The following is an 18,690-nucleotide window of genomic DNA, read 5'->3' as shown; positions in this document are numbered from 1 at the left end:
CTGCACCTCCTTAATATCCCACAAAAAGGTATTCTTGGACTTGGTTTTTGTTGTTTCCTACTTTGTTACCCTGATTACCGAAAGAGTACCGGTAGTCCACCGGAATAACTTCAACGTGTTCCTTGTGCTTTGAGAGAATGGAAACCATCTCATCAAGTGTTGGCAAACTGTTTGACGAATAGGAAACGATGATTATACTACTTGCATACTTTTTGAACAGTAGATCAAAGGCATCAGCAGCGCCTTTCCTCGTGGAGAAGGGTGTAGGATACGACTTAAACTTTTTTGTTTGCGTATGTTGCTGTATCTCAACGCCTTCCCAATTTCGAGCGAGGCCCTCAACAAAATGGTAACGGCGTACATACTCATTATCAGAGTATGGGGAATAATATGGGGGATCAATGTATACCATGTCCGGCGTTTCAATTCGCAACTGCATGGCATCACTGTTTTTTGCTTTGTTAACTTTCCCATTATTAAAAACAGAACTATTCACAGCAGTTACTGCATCCATGAACTGCTCTTCAAACGATTTTTTAAGATCTTTTCTTCCATCGTCATAGCGTTCCCCAGTGTAAGTAAAAATGCCTCGAGCGCGCTTCTTAATACACGCACGGATTAATGCAGACATAGCAATTGCACGTTTATAGGGGTCTCGGATAGCTGCTATATTTGCACGTAACGTGTCAATAACTTCGTTATCATGATCAGAGAAATATAATCCGGCAAAAGTAGTGTAAACGAAATGATCAGACGCTTGTGATTCTATCAGAAGTTTTTGCGCTTCATTCCGTGGAAGGATAACCGAATTGTTCTCAATCATGGCTTTTGCATAAGTTGCAGACATTGCCATGTAATCATTGCTAATAACTGTTTTGCCTTGAGCTTTAAACATGTATCCAACAATACCAGATCCCGCAAATAGGTCAACAACGCTATCAAATTTGAATTGGGAGGCAATATCCCATATCTGTAATAGTAATTTACTCTTAGATCCCATATAGCGAGTAGACGGATATTTATCAACCTGTGCAGGTAAAGGTGCAGGTACAATTGATAAAGAAATACTCCTTTTCGGAGGAATTGTAATGATGACATCTTCACCTTTACGACTGTTACCATTGCATGAGATATATCGCTTGGTTTGCACAACATCAATATTAAAGGTACTATATAGTTCATGCACTAATGGGTGGTTGGAATTTGTAAGAATTACATAGCAGCCTAACTCATGAAGCCGCTGTACCTCATTTGCAAGTTCTACGTGATCTTCCTCATAGAATTGCTCCTTTGTGTATCGCTTGAAATCCGAGTACTCTGACACAGGAAGATAAGGCGGGTCAAGAAACACAAAGTCGCCCGGCTGTGCATAATCATTTAAAATCTGAAGATAATCAGCACACACAATTGTAGCTCTTTGCAAAACAGCAGATGCTGCATACAAAGCTTCAATATCACAAATTTTTGGGTTCTTATATCGTCCAAAAGGCGCATTAAACTGCCCCTTTTTATTTACTCGGTATAAACCATTGAAGCATGTTTTATTAAGATAGATTGTCCTCGCTGCGGCTTCTGATAATGAAAGTTCATGCCAGTCCAGTGATCTGACAGCGTAAAACATCTCTTCTGTGTTACTATAAGTTTGAAGGTATGTAATAACATCATCCACATTCTCTGCTACTTGCCTGTACATATTAATTAATTCGGGGTTGCTATCTGCTATAATACCATCAGAAGGATTAAGAGCAAAGAAGAGCGCTCCTCCACCAATGAACGGCTCTATATATCGACCATACGGAGTCGGTATTTTAGGTAAGATTTCATTGAGCATTTGGGTCTTGCCGCCCGCCCATTTAAGTAAAGGACGTGCGGGGACACTCGATTGGTGCTGTTCAGCTTTGTTGCGTAATGAATTTAGCACTGTATACAGCCCCCTTTCTTTTGTGGTTATTTTTTATCGGACGTATTTGAATCGTTTACGATCTCCATAATATCACTAATGTCACAGCTTAAAGCAGTACAGATCCGAACAAGTACATCCGTTGTCACATTTTCGTTTTTTCCAAGTTTGGCCATTGACGCGTGACTTATGCCAGCTTTAGAACAAAGGTCTTTCTTTTTCATTTCGCGATCAATTAAGAGCTTCCAAAGTTTTTTGTAGCTCACAGACAAAACAATCACCTCGCTGTCAGGCTTATCTTTCCATAATTATATCGTAATAATTCTGCGATTACAATATTCAATTCAGCGAAAGTAGAATAGAATACATACAAATCTTATTTTCATCATGTTCACTATTTCACAATATATTGGCATCACAATTCCGGTTTTGAATTGGATTTCGATCAGTTCATTATTGATTACCTTGATGCATTGCAGCAAAATTAAGACGACAGATCTATGTAAAATGCAGAGAAGTATTGCCATGACAACAATGCTTCTCTTATCACTTTTTGCATATCGGCAAAGATACGATTCAATAAGTTACCCTATTGAACCATGTCTTTACACAGGACTTTTTAACTCTTAATTCCTGTTTTATCAAGTGTCCGATCTCACTATGGTAGGATATGAAAAAACCACAAGGTCATTTGGCCTTGTGGTTTATCGTCTTTTGGTGGAGATAAGCGGGATCGAACCGCTGACCGCTTGAATGCCATTCAAGCGCTCTCCCAGCTGAGCTATACGACCATATATCAGTATCCAAACGTGGGTTCGAATCCCTCCAGTATGTCAAAATGGCTCGATGTCATCTATGAAACTGAGGGACAAAAAAACGAGGGTAAAAACCCCCGAAAAGGCAGATGCCATGCGGGTTTGACCGCATGGCATCTATATTCACCTAAATTGATGGCGGAGAAGGAGGGATTCGAACCCTCGCAGCAGTTACCCACTCTAACGGTTTAGCAAACCGTCCTCTTCAGCCACTTGAGTACTTCTCCGCAATATTTACTTATGGTGCGGAAGACGGGACTTGAACCCGTATGGAGTTACCCACACGCCCCTCAAACGTGCGCGTCTGCCAGTTCCGCCACTCCCGCATTGTTTATGGAGCCGTTAACCGGATTTGAACCGGTGACCTCATCCTTACCAAGGATGCGCTCTACCAACTGAGCTATAACGGCGTAAGGGATTGTTTAATACAATTTAAAATGGTGCGCTCGGAGAGATTCGAACTCCCGGCCTTCTGATTCGTAGTCAGACGCTCTATCCAGCTGAGCTACGAGCGCATTGTTTTGGAGCGGGTGACGAGATTCGAACTCGCGACTTTCACCTTGGCAAGGTGACACTCTACCACTGAGTTACACCCGCATCTCATTGCCTTGTTAGAAAATGGTGAGCCATCCGCGACTCGAACGCGGGACACCCTGATTAAAAGTCAGGTGCTCTACCGACTGAGCTAATGGCTCATAATGGCAGGGATGGCAGGATTCGAACCTACGAATGCCAGAGTCAAAGTCTGGTGCCTTACCGCTTGGCGACATCCCTACGCTTCTATTAAATCAACTTCCGTTGACTTAAAACCTTTGGTTGCGGGAGCCGGATTTGAACCGACGACCTTCGGGTTATGAGCCCGACGAGCTACCGCTGCTCCATCCCGCGACGTTTTTTTAGTGGTGGGCAGGGATGGATTCGAACCACCGTACCTTTCGGAACAGATTTACAGTCTGCCGCCTTTAACCACTCGGCCACCTACCCACTATGTGTTTCGCGCTATTAAATTAAAATGGCGACCCCGATCGGACTTGAACCGACGATCTCCTGCGTGACAGGCAGGCATGTTAACCACTACACCACGGGGCCGTATTTTGGTGGGCGATGACGGGATCGAACCGCCGACATCCTGCTTGTAAGGCAGGCGCTCTCCCAGCTGAGCTAATCGCCCTAATTTTGGTGACCCATACGGGATTCGAACCCGTGTTACCGCCGTGAAAGGGCGGTGTCTTAGGCCGCTTGACCAATGGGCCGTAGCGCAATAACTATAATACATGGACTAGCTTTACTTGTCAAATGGTTTTTTCAAAGTTGGTGTCAAGTAGACGTGGGCAAAAATTCTATTCCTCGTAGTTGTGTAGATACGTAATAAAATCCCTTTTGCTTCCAGATGCAGTTCAACTCTGGGGTAGACTTGACATGGGACCCAACGGCGGATGCTTCCATGGGTCAAGGCATGGGGCTCACAAGATGTATTCCTTTGGGGTAGGCCCCATCCCCCTGATTTAGGGTAGCATCAGCCGCCCCCATGTCAAGTCTTGATCTGGGGTCTTTTGGTTAAACCTTACCGGTAGATCATCTCGCTAAATGTTTTGAGATTGAACATATTGCGAATGACTTTCCTGCCGTTTGTTACTGAGCAGTTTGTGTAGGGCAACTCTCCTCTATGTACCGGGTATATTGATTTCTTTACGGCCTTCTTTAGTCCGCTTTTGCTGTTCGTTATGGTTTCTACGAATCTCTCAGTCAACCGGTCCGGGAGCTTTCCTGAAACTAGGGCTGCTATCTTTTCCTTGAAGCCTTTTCCCATTTTTAAAGCGATTATTTTGGAGAGATGGGTTGCTCCTTTTTCGCTCCAGCTTCTTGCCCCTTTCATGCGGGAAGCGAATACCCTCACTTGCCTTTCCATCGTGCCTAAATTCCTGTATTCTAAGCCCTCAGGGGCTTTGGGTAACGTCATATCTTCTCTGTCCTTATAGGGTACTATCCCGTCAATATTGCTTCTTATGTAGCTTTCTAGTCTACCAAGTTTTTCTATCTCTTTGGCCACTCCGCCGCTTTCATGCTTGAGCTGCTCAATCTTTTCGAATACCTTTCCAAATTCCCCAGCCTTAAGCCATTTTAGGATGGGTCTTCTAGCCTTTTTGTCTGATACATTTCTAGTGACTGCTTGAGCAAGATGAAAGGGATCGAGCTGAAATTTATCTGTTTCTTGATCATGATCTCGTCTTATCCATGATGCTCCATCACCATTTAGGACTCGATAGATAATTTCATCTACATTGTAATTCTGAGATATTGATGCGTCTCTTAGTTCTTTCATCTCTTCCGATTTCATGTAACCTGCAAAAGCCATTTTGCCCACGGTTTCGTACTCTTTAGATGACGGATATCTTGGCTTCCAACCCTCATAAGTAACACTAATCTTAAGCTCTTTTCTGCCTTTGGAGCTCCCTTTTTCTCTGCTCTTTCCCTGCATAGATAACCACAGGCCATCCGCTTCCTCAAAGAGAATGGGAACGTCTTTACTCCCGCTTAATTCATTTTTCTTAAAGGAGTCCACTAGTGCCTTTTCTGCTTCAATTTGTTTCTCTCCCACAGCTTGCACGATGTTCCATACTCCTTGGTGGCTGATGGTTTGATTCGTTAAGGTTGAAACCGCTTGTGCTACTTCTCGGTAGGACATTGCACAACTGTATTCTAAAATCTTCTCTACGAGATTAGGAGACATAAAGCCCATTGTTTCCAATCTCAGAGCTTCATGCAAAAGATAAACATACTCTTGACTACCATCGTCTTTGGCTTTCCTATATATTGCTCGATCGACTGATACTTCTCCCATCAGGGTCTTCATTGAGGTTGACTTTTTGCCTCTATGTCTTAGAACTGCTTTATCCCTGCTCTCTGCAAGCTCTGTATCCATTTCTTCCAGAAACTTTTGGAGGAGCAGTTTCGCAACTTCACAACCTATTTTGTAAAAATCTCTCTCAATATCCTTGAATGTTATCTTTTCTTTGGTTAAACTATTCATGTCACGCACCCCTGTATTTTGTGGCTTTAGCAACTACCAAACTACAGGAAATTCGTGATTTTGGGAAGAGTTTTTTAGCTCTTCCTAAATTTTTTGCTCTTTTGCCCACGATAATTTTACTCTAACTTTTTCAAAATTAACTACCCTTACTTGTTAAGAGAATTACTGTGGTAATAATAAAGGCAAAGCCAAGGATATCGGCTCCAACAAAAGGTGTATTCAACCAAAAGGCGGAGAACAAAGTAGCTGCCACTGGTTCTACACAGGCGATCATACTGGCCTTGACAGGCCCAATATCACTAACTCCTTGTAAATACAAGGTAAAGGACACTACTGTTCCAATCACAATGATAGCCAGCATTCCCAGAAACACTTGCCAATCCAGGGAAACAGGAATTCGCCAAGGCCGAACCAATACAAGCAAAATCAACCCGCCCATTAACATACCGCAGCTAGTCACTACAATGCTCCCCCACCTGCTGATAATCCTTCCCGGAATTATCGTATAGAGCATCAACCCTAGGGCGGACATTAGTCCCCAAAAAAGACCTTGGGAAGAAATGACCAGGTTACTGAGACTTCCATGCGTAGTCAAGAGAAAGGTGCCGGTAACGGCTAGGACAATAGCTATACCTTCTATCTTCGTCGGCAACCGCCGATCGATTCCGCACACGAAAACCATAATCAACAAAGGCCCTAGATACTGTAGCACCGTCGCTGTTCCCGCATTGGTATATGATATGGCCAACAAATAGGTATACTGGCAAAAAATAAGTCCAAATATACTAAAGCCAATGAGCGTCCAGCGGTCCTTTTTATTACTGAATAACCCCACCATTTTCTCTTTGTATTTAAATAAAACAAAACAAAATATGATCAACCCCGCCGTAAACATCCGTACGGCTGTAACCCAATGAGGATTGATTCCCTTCACAGAAAAAAGGTATTGCCCGCAGGCACCGGAAAATCCCCAACTAATTCCGCCTATCAGTGTAAACAGTACACCTCTAATAGCTTTTCTCGTGATATCCTGGGTCTTTTCTCTATTTTTATCAACACCAATCTCACTCATAATTCTACCTCAAGCACTCACTTCCCTAATAGCATTTGCCGTTGCCTCAATTTGGGATTTTTTAAAAATCCTTCTATATAAGAAGCTATAACAATTATGTGAATTCCTCAGATCTTATACTTTCCCGTCTGACGATTTTGGTCATCTCTTTCTGATGTTTCTCACAATAGACTTTCCAGGCAAATTTATCTGGACGATTAAGACAATATCTTGCCATTCGCGTATTCACAGCTTTTTGGCAGAGGCAACAACGAATATCACCATGCTTTGGTCTCTCCTGCATTCTCATCTTGCGAAGGCGAGCAGCATATTCATTGCGAATCCCTTGATCTTTTACATTGATGCTCTCAATAGCTTCTAGGACTCCAAGAACCTCTTCATCACTAAGCACCACAGGTTGAGTCTGAGCCAGCTTCATAATGGAAGCAAGAAGATCTATATCATAAAACACCGAGCTCAAGAAGACTTTCAGGTTACTGCGGCAGTTAAACGTCACATAAGAAAACACAGGGATGTCCTCATCAAGACCTGCTTGCTCTCGTAATACTTCAATGCGGGCTTGGTTCTCTATGACAGGATTAGGAAAGGTTTTTACCCTCCAGGTAATCATCTGATACCACTTCAGATCGTTTTCTTCCCCGACAATTAGTCCTGACAAATTATAGGCCTCTATAACAAAAAGCCCATAGGGAGAGACCAAGAGATGATCAATCTGCACATATCCCCCCTTGGTATTCAATAGCACACTGCTTATAAGTTTAAACCTTTGAGGTAAATGGGAGAGTTCTACTTCCAGTTTATATTCACCAATTTCATCTTTTCTCTGCCTTTTACTTCGCAGGGACTCTCTATTTCTTATAGAATTCTTAGAATAGTAATTACTTTTATATTTCCTGCACTTCAGAGATTTTTCATGAATCTCTGACTTAGGTGCATTAATTTTCTTTTCTTCTTTTCTCTTTCTGAATAACAAGGAATCCCCTCACTTTCCCCATCGGTCCTCGTCCAAGAGTATATACGATGCCACTATTTTACCATATATGAAAAGGTAATAACTAATCTGTAGATGTCTATCCAATAAAGTAATGGAATTTCCACGTATTACATATACATGAAATGAAGGAACTTTAGGTCTTGATGTCGAATCAAATTGAGTCGAATCAAAATATAATAATATGTGAATCATAGAATAAAGCTGAACCTAGATAAACCTAGGACGGGGGACTATTTCTTGGGGTGAATCGCGTAGCGCACGCGTAGGGCTCACACTTTTGCCCGAATCCGTCAACTAACCTCGTAAGCTAAGAAAGGTGTCAAAGCATGCATTTTCGGGAGAAACTGTCTCAATTTAGAATCGCTTCAACTGACCAAGTCCAGAAATTTGCGAAGACTATTCCTTGGAAATCTCCAAAAGTGATTGGTTCTTTATCTGCTGTCCTGATTTTAGCAGGTGGCTTAAGTTTTTATTCTTTAACAACTACCTCTGTAGCTGCTGTGATGATTAACGGTCAGCAAATGGGGTATGTAGAGAATGTTAAGAGTGGTCAGCTTCTTGTGGATAACTTTCTTCAAGAAAAAGGCGAGCCATACGGTGTCCTTGCCAAAACACGGGACCAAATCGCTTATGAAAATGTTCGAATCAAGAATTCCGCCTATGAGGCCTTGATAATCAACGAGGAGACATTAGCTGAATCCTTAAATTATTATCTAGAAGGCTATAAAATTGTTGCCGGCGGCACACCTATAGCTTATTTGCCTAGCCAAGATGATGCTGAAAAGCTCCTTAAAGAATACGAAGAGTATTATGCTAAAGCAAGCGATGAGAACCAAGTCACATCCGTCAGCTTTGCTGAAGAAGTGAGTATTGAAAAAGTCTCTATCAAGCCTGACCAGATGAACCAAGTAGATCAAGCCTATGAAAAACTCATCGATGGCAAGGTCACCTCAAAGGAATATAAAGTAGAGAAAAACGACTCCTGGTGGTTAATTGCTCGTAAAAACAACATGTTAACCGAGGAAGTTCTGGCTGGAAATCCTGGAACCACTGAAGATTCAGTGATTAAACCAGGTGAAGTGATTAATCTCGTAACGGTTGAACCGTATCTGACCGTATTAAGTCAAGGTACATATTCCGGGGAAGAGATAATTCCCTATGATGTTGTTACAAAGACTGATTACAAGCTCAATCCTGGACAAACGAAGGTTATCACCAAAGGAAACAACGGTTCAAAGTTTGTCACCTATTCTTATGAACAAAGAAATGGTGTAGAAGTAGCCAAGAAAGTCTTGGATGAGAAAATCGTTGAAAAACCTGTGGATGAAGTTGTTGCTAAAGGACCACGTAAACAAACGACCAATATCGCCATGGCGACTTCTCGTGGTAGCGCTGATGGTTCTTCCATAGTCGATCGTGCTCTCAGCCTTCAAGGAACCAGCTATGTATTCGGAGGAACTTCCACAAGTGGCTTTGATTGTTCCGGTTTTACGAAGTATATCTATTCCGGTGCCGGGATATCCCTCCCACGTACCTCCTACGATCAGTTTAGTTCTGGTTCTCAGGTAAGTAGCGATAATTTGCAATCAGGGGATTTAGTATTTTTCAGCACCTATGCTTCCGGAGCCTCTCATGTGGGGATTTACATCGGTAACGGCAAATTTGTTCACGCAGCCAATCCTGGTAGTGGGGTAAAAGTATCCGGTGTAAGCGATAGCTACTACGGTCCTCGCTACCTTGGGGCACGTCGATACTAAGATGCAACTATAATCCTATCGTGTTATATCATCGAAAAGAACCCCATCATGGGGTTCTTTTTTATGTGCATTCAGCTTCCCAAATAATCCTCATTTATTGATACTTAACTCAATAAACCAAATGATAAAAAACACCCTCCTTACAAAGCACGTAAAGAAGGTGTTCGGACTTTTAAGCTCTCTTCGTCGAGCTAAAGAACGCACCTACAAACATAATAAATGCAAATAACCCAAGGTAATAAAGAACAGTTACAAAACCATGTGCGTAAAACGCAGCAATCACCATAAAGATGCAGGCACAGATAGCCAAGACCGGCATCACAAATCTCTTAAAGGAACTTAGGGTCTTCTCTTTAACCATCATCATAATAAAAATTGGGATATACATCGCATACAGGGTAACAATAGGAAGCTCTGAACTATCAAAGCTAAAGGGGCCGAACCAGGGCACGGGTACCAAATTAGCACCGAAGAAATATAGTAACCAAGCCCCACTAAATAACAAACCTAAGATAGCAGAATTGCTAGGCATATTTGTGTTTGCATCAATGTTTTTATAAACATTAGGTTGAGGTCCTAGCCCTCTGGCAGCTAATGAATAGAAACCTCGAGTACAGCCAATCATTAGACCATTGAGGGTCCCTAAGCAAGAAATGACAACAAAGACAAAGAGTACACTTCCGCCAAGACTAGAGAACACCGTGGCGAAAGCAATTTTAGCACCGGTCTCCCCCCCTTGCATGATGACGCTGTTTTCCACGGCGCCTGCAAGACCAGTGTAATATAAAATATAGATGAGTGCTACAAAGAGGGTTCCAAAGGTTAGGGCCCGCGGAAGATTCTTTTTTGCATCTTTTAATTCCGCATTAATACTCGTGGCAATAATCCATCCTTCATAGGCAAAGGCTGTAGCCACCACGGCTGTAAACATAGGATTGGCTGTGGTCACATCGGCAATGACTCCACTAGTGAAGTTCTTGATTAAAACGCCATTGCTTAAGCCAGCAATTGTCCCTAAAACAGCCATAAGAATCAAGGGTATGAGCTTAATGATCGTGGTAGTAACTTGAAACTTCCCAGCTAATTTCGGTGATAATGCATTTAAAGCATAGCTTCCGATCAAATAAAAACCGGCTAGGGCCATCGCCTCTGCACCTACAATATCCCAACCTAAGAGTACACAGGTATAGCGAGCCGAAACCCAAGCCAAAACAGAAGTTATAGCCGGATAATAGATTGTGGTCATAAACCAACCAACGTAAAAAGCATATTTGCTACCCATGGCTGCTTCAGCGTAGTCCACGACTCCATTTACTTTCTCATAACGCGTGGCCATTGTAGCAAAAACATAGGCGCAAATAATCATAATAATGCCGCCAATAATCCAAGCCAATATACCTAACGGCAGATTGCCTCCGGTAGCCACCAAGATCTTCTCCGCTTTGAAAAACACCCCGCTGCCGATAACGATTCCGATAACCATAGCAATAGCCATAAATAAACCGTACTTTTTCTGTAGCTCATTTTCCATACGCAGCTCTCCCCTACTTTTATAATTTTTAGACAAGATCACTTAGTCACATGCACAACTTTAGCAAATAAAGAGGGATTATTCAATAACTTCATCGTCTTACCTACAACATATTTTTCTTCTCATTTCCTGGTATCATCACGAAAGAAAACTTCCTTAATCTCCGCTCGCCATCGCCTTTATTATTTTCAAAACTGCTAAGGGTATTCTTTACTATATGAACCAATTGATCGCACTCCTCATCGCTTAGATAAACAGAGTAATCTCGAAAGGATACTCGATCCTTTTCAAAATTGTGCTCCTTATATTTTGTACCAGCCGAGCCATTTAAATAGTTCTCAAAATCACTGAGCAAGACCATGTTGAAGGAATAAAAATCTCCAAAAAGCTCTTCTGTATTGGCATCCTTAACACGTTCATCGTTATAGAAAGGATTGCTTTTCAGACGATACACCCTCTCCACTGTTCCCCTGATTTTATATTCCGCACAAATTTCGATGATATCAGCCTCAACCAATTTGTTTATATGACGATATAGACTAGCAGGCGGAACGTCGGGAAGCTCTTCGGCAATCCTTTTCACCGTTTCCGTATCATGGCGTAAAAACAGTTGAAAAATTTTCATCCGAACTGGATTCAACAAACTACTCATCTCTTTACTATCCATCAGATACCCCTCGTTTCTTTTGATTTTACAGCATCAAATTTAGCAATTAGCAATATTGATAATGTTCTCGAATATAATATTACTATCACATATGATAATATACAAGTGTAATAAAGTATAATAGCACTTACTTTAGATGTTAGTAAGTGTGCTTTTAGAACTTCGGAAACCTAAAATGTCCCGTAATAGGACTTTGCCAGCTGAGCAATCGATCCTCTTCGGAGGCCACCGGACCACCATTATGTAGCAAATAGGGAACCCCATCCGGCCGGCGCCGGTCGGAAATTATGGCAATATGCTCATAGGGATCGCCAAAAGTGACTATATCCCCTGGCTGCCATTCTGTTAGATTATCTACATCCCCTGGGATAACTTTTGTGGTTAACGCTTGACCATAGCGTTGAAAATAAACAAATAGATTCTGAACTCTGCGGAAATCAATATTCGGTTCTCGCACTCCATCTACTCGAGGGTACAACGATATATTCTGCTGAATGTCTTCATCCACATTTTCTTTGAGGTCATATCCAGCATCCTTAAATGCTCTCCAGATTACATCTGTACATACACCCTCATTCCGAGGCGGATAACCCCCTGCATAATAATTGTCTCGGTAGCGTGGCCTCCGCGAAACTTCGTCTTTGGCGCCTTTCACGATGTCCTTGAGATCATTGATACCGTCGAGATCTATGTCGACAGGGCATTCGATCGTGGGTACCTGAATGTAAAGCTGCGGTTCGAGGTACTTTATTTCATTGGAACTGTCCCTGCTACAACCTGAACTGATAAGTATTGTGAAAATACTTAAGGTAGCCCCCAAGACTAAAGATTTCCTGTACTTTATAAGGCACATAAACTGCTTCCCCCTATGGACAAAAACATGCATTTATTCATATTCAAAGGAAGTTAAAGCTATGATAATGCTGTGGATATTAATTCATTCTTTAGGTAGGTTACATACATTTGTATAAGTATAAAGGGAGTGTCGCAAAACTACTTTTTAGAGTAGTTAGCGATGCTCCCTTTTCCTTCTTGGATAAGACTTTAATTGCAAATATTATATTCTTTCAAATTTTGTTAGGTCCGAACTAAATTTGAGCACACAAAAATAAGCCTATGGTTTTCAAAGATTTTTTAGGCTGTTTTTAATGGATGAAGGGGCTTACCTATCCTTTCATTTTGTATTTTGGCATGAAGCTTATTCACGTTATAGCCCAAGCACAGCAGCATAAATTCTGTCTTTACGTTACTTTTTCCTCGCGTCAAAAATCGGTTGAAGTTGTAGTCGTTTTTTAAAACGCCAAATGCTCCTTCAACCTGAATTGAACGGTTAACTCTAAGCAAGATTCCTTCTTCCGTTGTGATGTTTTCATAAGATACCTGACGTTTTTCTATAAACTTTTTAGATACCTGCATCTTCCGATTGCCCTTCGCCTTGGTACAGCGGCTTTTATGCGGGCAATCACTGCACTCTTCACATTCATAGACGGTTATTTCTGAACGATAGCCAGTTGCTGAGGTTCGGTAGGTAATTCCCACAGGCTTTAGCTGTTTACCATTGTGGCAGGTATATTCATCCGTCTCCGCATTATAAAACATATTTTCTCGTTTACCGATGTTCTTTTTGAAACTCCGCTTTTTCCATTGTTCATGGGTTTGAGGTTTTATGTAGTAGGTCTGCTTTTGTTTTTCGAGATAAAGATAATTTTCTTCGCTCTCATATCCGGAGTCTGCAATCACATTTTCATAACGCATCTTTAGTCGAGACTCCATTTCCTTTAAGAAAGGAATCAGGGTGGCTATGTCATTTCGGTCTTGGAAAACTCCAACTCCAGTGACGTACTCACTTTCTACACCGATCTGTACATTGTAAGCAGGCTTTAACTGAGCGTTGCGCATATGATCATCTTTCATATGCATGAAGGTCGCATCGGGGTCAGTCTTGGAGTAGCTATTTCTTCCCTCAAACAACTGGTTATGAGCATTGTATTGTCCCTGGCGGGCAGAGAATGCCTGCAATGCTTCTGTAAACTTTTGCAGCTTTGATTTCCGTTTACCAATCCCGTGAACAAACTCAAGCTGCTCCTGCTGACGTTTCTCTTTTAAGTACGCTAACGCGACGTTTAGGTCCGCGAGCAAGCTCTCTTTAGAGACTTTGAAGTCAGCCTCATAGGTAGCGTTCATCTCCTCTATGCATGACTGAATCTTTTCGAACATCTTCGCTTCGTTTTTGTTAACGGCCTTTTTCCAGACAAACGTGTAGCGATTAGCATTGGCTTCAATCTTTGTTCCATCGACAAAGAGGTTCTTAAATTCTATCTCATTGATGCTATGTAGATAGTGAACCATTTGATAAAAAAGATTGTCGATACATCCTTGGAGATAGTCTTTTCGGAAACGGGCTATGGTGCTGTGATCGGGAGTTTTATTGCCTTCCAGTAACCACATAAAGTTAATATCCCTTTTGCAGGCGGATTCAATCTTTCGGCTAGAATAGATATTGTTTAGGTAGGCATACGTCAATACCTTGAATAGAATTTTAGGCTCAACTGCAGGTTTTCTTCCAGTGGAAGAGTAGGCCTTGTAAAGTGCGTCGTAATTTAATCCCTCCAAAATGTGGCTTAGCAGTCGAACGGAGTCATCCTCAGGTATTAACACTTCAAGATTAAGTGGCAAAACTAGTTGATAGATGCCACCTAATTGAGTATAATTCTTATTGTATGATTTGGTTTTTTGCATAACTCAATTATACAATAACTGTGGATCTTTCGGGATCCACAGTTTTATTTTTACACGAAAAAAGGGCTGTTGCTCGACGAACTCTTCTGTTCGTTTTGCAACAGCCCCAAATCGTTAGCTCAAACTCTGACTAATCTTTACGTTCCCAATCCGATCTTTTCGGCAAAAAGGGGTCATGTTCAGCCCTAGACTTCATCAGAATATTTAACCATTCATCTTGAGTAAACAGTCTACCTAGCTGAGATATCTTATTTTTCAATGTATCATATTTTTCCGGATAGTCTTCTTCTATAATATCCATCACCAATTTAGGCTGCTCAGGTTCTACCTGTGATATATTCTTTTTTCTTGGGAGTTTCCTTAGCTTTATGAATCGACTCATAAAAACCTCAAGTTTTCGCTTTATTTTATTGTGATTTTATCTCTGTCCATATTCTATCATAGATTGGTAAAACTTCGGAGAGATCTTCAAAAACTTCTGAGTTTTCCAATTGACCATCCGCAGGGTAATATGCAGGATCAGAAGTCAGCTCAGCAGGTAGCATTTCTATAACTTCCTTATGCGGAGTAGAATACCCGATATAATCAGCGTTTTTAAAGGCTACGTCCGTGCTACACATAAAATCAATGAACTTCTGGGCCATGGCCTTGTTTTGGCTGGTCTTAGGAATAACCATTGCATCATACCAAATATTGCTACCTTCTTTAGGAATGACATACTCCAAATCTGGATTTTCGCCTTTCATAAAGACAGCATCCCCTGACCAGACCACAGCCATGGCTGCTTCGTTGCCAATCATCTTATCCTTCACTTCGTCCCCGACATAGGCCATTAGCAAAGGCTTCTGCTGAATCAGCAATTCTTTGGCTTCTGCCAGCTCTTTTTCATCTCTGCTGTTCAGAGAGTAACCCAGCTTTTTCAAAGCTACAGCTATGGAATCTCGTTGGCTGTCCAGCATGAGGATCTGCTTGGTGTATTTTTCATCCCATAAGACATCCCAGCTATCCACCGCTTCCTTCACCATAGTCTTGTTGTAAATTATACCCACGGTGCCCCACATATAAGGAACCGAGTATTGATTCTTAGCATCAAAAGCTAGATTCTTAAAACGATCATCGATTTTGGCGTAATTAGGAATAGCGTTCATATCAATAGTATGCAGCATATCTTCCGTGATCATTTTCGAGATCATATAATCCGAAGGAATTGCCACGTCATATTTTGCAGTCCCTGCTTTAATCTTGACATACATTTCTTCATTCGTCGCGAACTGTTCGTAGATGACATCCACATTATTTGCTTTCTCAAAATCCTCAAGAACCGATTCATCGATGTAATCTCCCCAGTTATAGACATAGAGCTTTTCCTGACCGGATCCACCACAGCCGGCGAGACCTAAGACCATTCCTGCCAGGAGCACAACCACTCCCATTTGCTTAAAGATATTTTTTTTCAATACTTCTCCCTCGTTTCATTTTGTTTATCTTTGGCCATACGGTAATTCACAAAGACTAAGATTATCATGATAAATATAAACATTAATGTTAGCAGTGCATTGATTTTGGGGTTGATTCCTCTTCTAGCCATGGAATAGATGGTGATAGCCAAATTAGATACCCCAGAACCCGTGGTGAAAAAGCTTACCACAAAGTCGTCGATAGACATGGTAAAGGCCAGCAGAAAACCCGTAATGATCCCCGGTGAAATCTGCGGTAGAATGACTTTCTTATAAGCTTCAAAGGGGGTAGCCCCTAAATCCAAGGCTGCATCATAGGTGTCGTTATTGAGCTGACGTAGCTTTGGTAGTACAGAAAAAATCACAAAGGGTAAGTTAAAGGTTATATGGGCCAAGAGCATGGTTATAAAACCCAAATTAAGCTTAACAAAAATAAAGAGAAGCATCAAGGATATCCCCATAACAATATCCGGGCTAAGCATGGGCAAATACGTTACATTTAATGTCATCGCCTTGGGAAACCCGTGCATATTATTAATCCCTATGGCCGCAAGGGTGCCGAGGACTGTAGCGATCAGGGAAGCAAGAATTGCCACAACTATGGTGTAGTACAGAGCTGATGCAATCTGACCATCCTGAAACAGCTCAATATACCATTTGAAGGTAAACCCATCCCAGTTTCCCCGAGACTTGGAATCATTAAAGGAAAAAATCATCAGGATGAGGATCGGTGCATAAAGGAAAAAGAAAATCAGGAAGGTATAGCTTTTCATCAAGAAGGACTTCACCAGAGTCCACCTCCTTCTTGATCCTTATCAGTCTTGGCCATGATTCCCATAGTCAACAACAAGAAGATCATCAAAATCAGGGCTAGCGATGAGCCGAAGCCCCAATCGCCTGTTGTCAGAAACTGCTGCTCGATCAAGTTTCCGATGAGCATATACTGTCCCCCGCCTAACAATCTGGAGATGACAAAGGTCGTAACTGCTGGCATAAAGACCATAATAATCCCTGATGCCACACCGGAGAGACTTAGGGGAAAAATAACCTTAAAGAAGGTCCTGGTGGGAGTCGCCCCCAGATCCTCGGCTGCCTCGATCAGAGACCGATCGATTTTCCGTAAGACGGAATAGATGGGTAAAACCATAAAGGGCAAAAAGTTATAGACCATGCCCAGAACCACGGCCTTATCTGTATAGAGAATATTCAAAGCAGGCAAACTCAAGGCTGCCAAAATCTGATTGATAATCCCGTTGTTTTCTAACAACGTCATCCAAGCATAGGTTCTGGCTAAGAAATTCATCCACATAGGCAACACAAAAAGAACAATTAAAAAGTCTCTCATTTTAAGCTCTTTAGAAGCTAAAATCATAGCCAACGGATAGCCTAGCAACAAACAAAGTAGGGTACTGATAAAAGCTAGCCCTACGGATCTCATAATAACTTTAAGATAAATTGGTTCAAAGACCCGTTCTATATGCTCAGTGGTAAACCGAACCCCAGCGGGCCCAGACTCAAACACACTGAAATAGACCACCAACACTAGGGGGACAATCGTAAAGATTAACATCCATAGCAGATAAGGGGTGGTCAAAAACTTTCTTTTCAATCCCCTCTCACCTTCTTCATAATGTGAATATCATTAGGCAGAATCTGTAGACCGACCTTGTTCCCCACTTCCACCATCTGGGTACTATGAACCATCCAGAGGGACTCGCTACTCCGAATCATCATTTCATAATGTACACCCTTAAAGACCACAGATTGAACTTCTCCGGTGAGCATGCCTTCCTCTACGGTTAAGAGCTTCAGGTCCTCCGGACGAATGACCACGTCCACAGCTTCGTCGTCTGCAAAACCCTTATCCACACATTCGAATTGGCGACCATGGAAATGCACCAAATAGTCCTGTAACATGACCCCGTCAAGAATATTACTTTCCCCGATGAAATCTGCTACAAATACATTTTTGGGCTCATTATAGATATCGATGGGAGTCCCGATTTGCTGTATTCTCCCTTCATTCATCACCACGACCGTATCGGACATGGTTAGTGCTTCCTCTTGATCGTGGGTGACAAAGACAAAGGTAATTCCTAAACGCTGCTGAATATTTTTCAGTTCCATCTGCATCTCTTTTCTCAGCTTAAGGTCAAGGGCTGCTAAAGGCTCGTCCAGCAAAAGCACCTCAGGCTCATTAACAATAGCCCTAGCGATGGCGACCCGCTGGCGTTGTCCACCACTTAGGGAATCAATATTTCTCTTTTCAAATCCTCTTAGATTCATGAGTTCCATAACCTGAAGGACTTTTGATCGAATCGTCTTATTGTCTAATTTCTTAATGCGTAAACCAAAGGCAATGTTCTCAAAAACATTCATATGAGGAAACAGCGCATACTGCTGAAAGACAGTATTTACTTTTCGCTTATAGGGAGGAAAATCGTTGACCTTCTGATCTTCAAAGAGAACCTCCCCGCTGGTGACATTTTCAAACCCTCCAATGATCCGGAGGGTTGTCGTTTTTCCACAACCGCTTGGTCCAAGAAGGGTTATAAATTCATTACGCAATATGTATAGGTTTATATTATCTAAGACTTGTACCCCGTCATACTCTTTCGTGACGTTGACAAGCCTGATGATTTCTTTGTTCATACCTGACCTCCTAATTAAAAGCATAACAATGTCTATTTTACATTTTAGCAGAATATCGTCAAGAATTCTTCAGGA

15 protein-coding genes, 12 tRNA genes and 1 riboswitch are annotated in these 18,690 nt (G+C 41.8%); of the genes, 1 reads left to right on the top strand and 26 read right to left on the bottom strand.

Annotated elements, in window-relative coordinates:
• Positions 1-10: 10 nt before the first annotated feature.
• From DESDI_RS08235 to DESDI_RS08150, 17 genes are all read right to left on the bottom strand, one after another.
• Positions 11-1,921: a Dam family site-specific DNA-(adenine-N6)-methyltransferase gene (locus DESDI_RS08235; RefSeq protein WP_015262168.1), complete on the bottom strand. Its 1,911-nt coding sequence runs from the start codon at positions 1,919-1,921 to the stop codon at positions 11-13.
• A gap of 26 nt (positions 1,922-1,947) precedes the next feature.
• Positions 1,948-2,172 (bottom strand): helix-turn-helix domain-containing protein, encoded by a 225-nt coding sequence (locus DESDI_RS08230; protein ID WP_015262167.1) that lies wholly within the window; start codon positions 2,170-2,172, stop codon positions 1,948-1,950.
• A 679-nt stretch (positions 2,173-2,851) separates the two neighbouring features.
• Positions 2,852-2,942 (bottom strand) — tRNA-Ser (locus DESDI_RS08220).
• Between the two features lie 14 nt (positions 2,943-2,956).
• Positions 2,957-3,041, bottom strand: a tRNA-Leu gene (locus DESDI_RS08215).
• Between the two features lie 8 nt (positions 3,042-3,049).
• Positions 3,050-3,125, bottom strand: a tRNA-Thr gene (locus DESDI_RS08210).
• Between the two features lie 28 nt (positions 3,126-3,153).
• Positions 3,154-3,230 (bottom strand) — tRNA-Arg (locus DESDI_RS08205).
• 7 nt (positions 3,231-3,237) lie between these two features.
• Positions 3,238-3,312 (bottom strand) — tRNA-Gly (locus DESDI_RS08200).
• 22 nt (positions 3,313-3,334) lie between these two features.
• Positions 3,335-3,410: transfer RNA gene (locus DESDI_RS08195), tRNA-Lys, on the bottom strand.
• Between the two features lie 4 nt (positions 3,411-3,414).
• Positions 3,415-3,489, bottom strand: a tRNA-Gln gene (locus tag DESDI_RS08190).
• 39 nt (positions 3,490-3,528) lie between these two features.
• A tRNA-Met gene (locus DESDI_RS08185) sits at positions 3,529-3,603 on the bottom strand.
• A 12-nt stretch (positions 3,604-3,615) separates the two neighbouring features.
• A tRNA-Tyr gene (locus DESDI_RS08180) sits at positions 3,616-3,699 on the bottom strand.
• Positions 3,700-3,728: 29 nt separating this feature from the next.
• A tRNA-Asp gene (locus DESDI_RS08175) sits at positions 3,729-3,804 on the bottom strand.
• Positions 3,805-3,810: 6 nt separating this feature from the next.
• Positions 3,811-3,886 (bottom strand) — tRNA-Val (locus DESDI_RS08170).
• A 6-nt stretch (positions 3,887-3,892) separates the two neighbouring features.
• Positions 3,893-3,968 (bottom strand) — tRNA-Glu (locus DESDI_RS08165).
• A gap of 311 nt (positions 3,969-4,279) precedes the next feature.
• Entirely contained in the window at positions 4,280-5,746 is a 1,467-nt protein-coding gene (locus DESDI_RS08160) for an ISLre2 family transposase (protein WP_015262166.1), read from the bottom strand.
• 136 nt (positions 5,747-5,882) lie between these two features.
• The gene (locus DESDI_RS08155) at positions 5,883-6,818 is read right to left on the bottom strand and encodes a DMT family transporter (protein ID WP_015262165.1); all 936 of its coding nucleotides are present in this window, start codon (positions 6,816-6,818) and stop codon (positions 5,883-5,885) included.
• A gap of 94 nt (positions 6,819-6,912) precedes the next feature.
• Complete coding sequence (locus DESDI_RS08150; RefSeq protein WP_015262164.1) at positions 6,913-7,791, bottom strand: nuclease-related domain-containing protein; 879 nt, start codon at positions 7,789-7,791, stop codon at positions 6,913-6,915.
• A gap of 210 nt (positions 7,792-8,001) precedes the next feature.
• A riboswitch (cyclic di-AMP (ydaO/yuaA leader) is annotated at positions 8,002-8,136 on the top strand.
• Between the two features lie 2 nt (positions 8,137-8,138).
• Here DESDI_RS08150 and DESDI_RS08145 point away from each other — a divergent pair.
• Entirely contained in the window at positions 8,139-9,569 is a 1,431-nt protein-coding gene (locus tag DESDI_RS08145; protein ID WP_015262163.1) for an NlpC/P60 family protein, read from the top strand.
• Between the two features lie 172 nt (positions 9,570-9,741).
• Here the strand turns inward: DESDI_RS08145 and DESDI_RS08140 are convergent, their stop codons facing one another.
• From DESDI_RS08140 to potA, 9 genes are all read right to left on the bottom strand, one after another.
• Positions 9,742-11,100, bottom strand: coding sequence for an APC family permease (locus DESDI_RS08140; RefSeq protein WP_015262162.1), 1,359 nt, complete (start codon positions 11,098-11,100; stop codon positions 9,742-9,744).
• Positions 11,101-11,203: 103 nt separating this feature from the next.
• Entirely contained in the window at positions 11,204-11,767 is a 564-nt protein-coding gene (locus DESDI_RS08135; RefSeq protein ID WP_015262161.1) for a helix-turn-helix domain-containing protein, read from the bottom strand.
• A gap of 154 nt (positions 11,768-11,921) precedes the next feature.
• Positions 11,922-12,620, bottom strand: a complete 699-nt coding sequence (locus DESDI_RS08130; RefSeq protein ID WP_015262160.1) for a DUF1287 domain-containing protein — start codon at positions 12,618-12,620, stop codon at positions 11,922-11,924.
• A gap of 281 nt (positions 12,621-12,901) precedes the next feature.
• Positions 12,902-14,506 (bottom strand): IS1182 family transposase, encoded by a 1,605-nt coding sequence (locus tag DESDI_RS08125; protein WP_015262159.1) that lies wholly within the window; start codon positions 14,504-14,506, stop codon positions 12,902-12,904.
• A 130-nt stretch (positions 14,507-14,636) separates the two neighbouring features.
• Positions 14,637-14,807 carry a hypothetical protein gene (locus DESDI_RS08120; RefSeq protein ID WP_242825455.1) on the bottom strand — a complete coding sequence of 57 codons (171 nt, stop codon included), beginning with the start codon at positions 14,805-14,807 and terminating at the stop codon, positions 14,637-14,639.
• 106 nt (positions 14,808-14,913) lie between these two features.
• Positions 14,914-15,963, bottom strand: coding sequence for an ABC transporter substrate-binding protein (locus DESDI_RS08115; RefSeq protein WP_015262157.1), 1,050 nt, complete (start codon positions 15,961-15,963; stop codon positions 14,914-14,916).
• Positions 15,960-16,751 (bottom strand): ABC transporter permease, encoded by a 792-nt coding sequence (locus tag DESDI_RS08110; protein ID WP_015262156.1) that lies wholly within the window; start codon positions 16,749-16,751, stop codon positions 15,960-15,962. The genes DESDI_RS08115 and DESDI_RS08110 overlap by 4 nt, the downstream gene beginning before the upstream one ends.
• Positions 16,748-17,572, bottom strand: coding sequence for an ABC transporter permease (locus DESDI_RS08105; RefSeq protein ID WP_015262155.1), 825 nt, complete (start codon positions 17,570-17,572; stop codon positions 16,748-16,750). Before DESDI_RS08105 ends, DESDI_RS08110 begins: the two co-directional genes overlap by 4 nt.
• Positions 17,569-18,615 carry a spermidine/putrescine ABC transporter ATP-binding protein gene (gene potA / locus DESDI_RS08100; RefSeq protein ID WP_015262154.1) on the bottom strand — a complete coding sequence of 349 codons (1,047 nt, stop codon included), beginning with the start codon at positions 18,613-18,615 and terminating at the stop codon, positions 17,569-17,571. The genes DESDI_RS08105 and potA overlap by 4 nt, the downstream gene beginning before the upstream one ends.
• Positions 18,616-18,690: the final 75 nt, after the last annotated feature.

This window comes from Desulfitobacterium dichloroeliminans LMG P-21439 (genome assembly GCF_000243135.2).
GTDB classification, from domain to species: domain Bacteria; phylum Bacillota; class Desulfitobacteriia; order Desulfitobacteriales; family Desulfitobacteriaceae; genus Desulfitobacterium; species Desulfitobacterium dichloroeliminans.
Note: the sequence above shows the minus strand (reverse complement) of the source record. Positions and strands in the feature narration are given on the sequence as shown.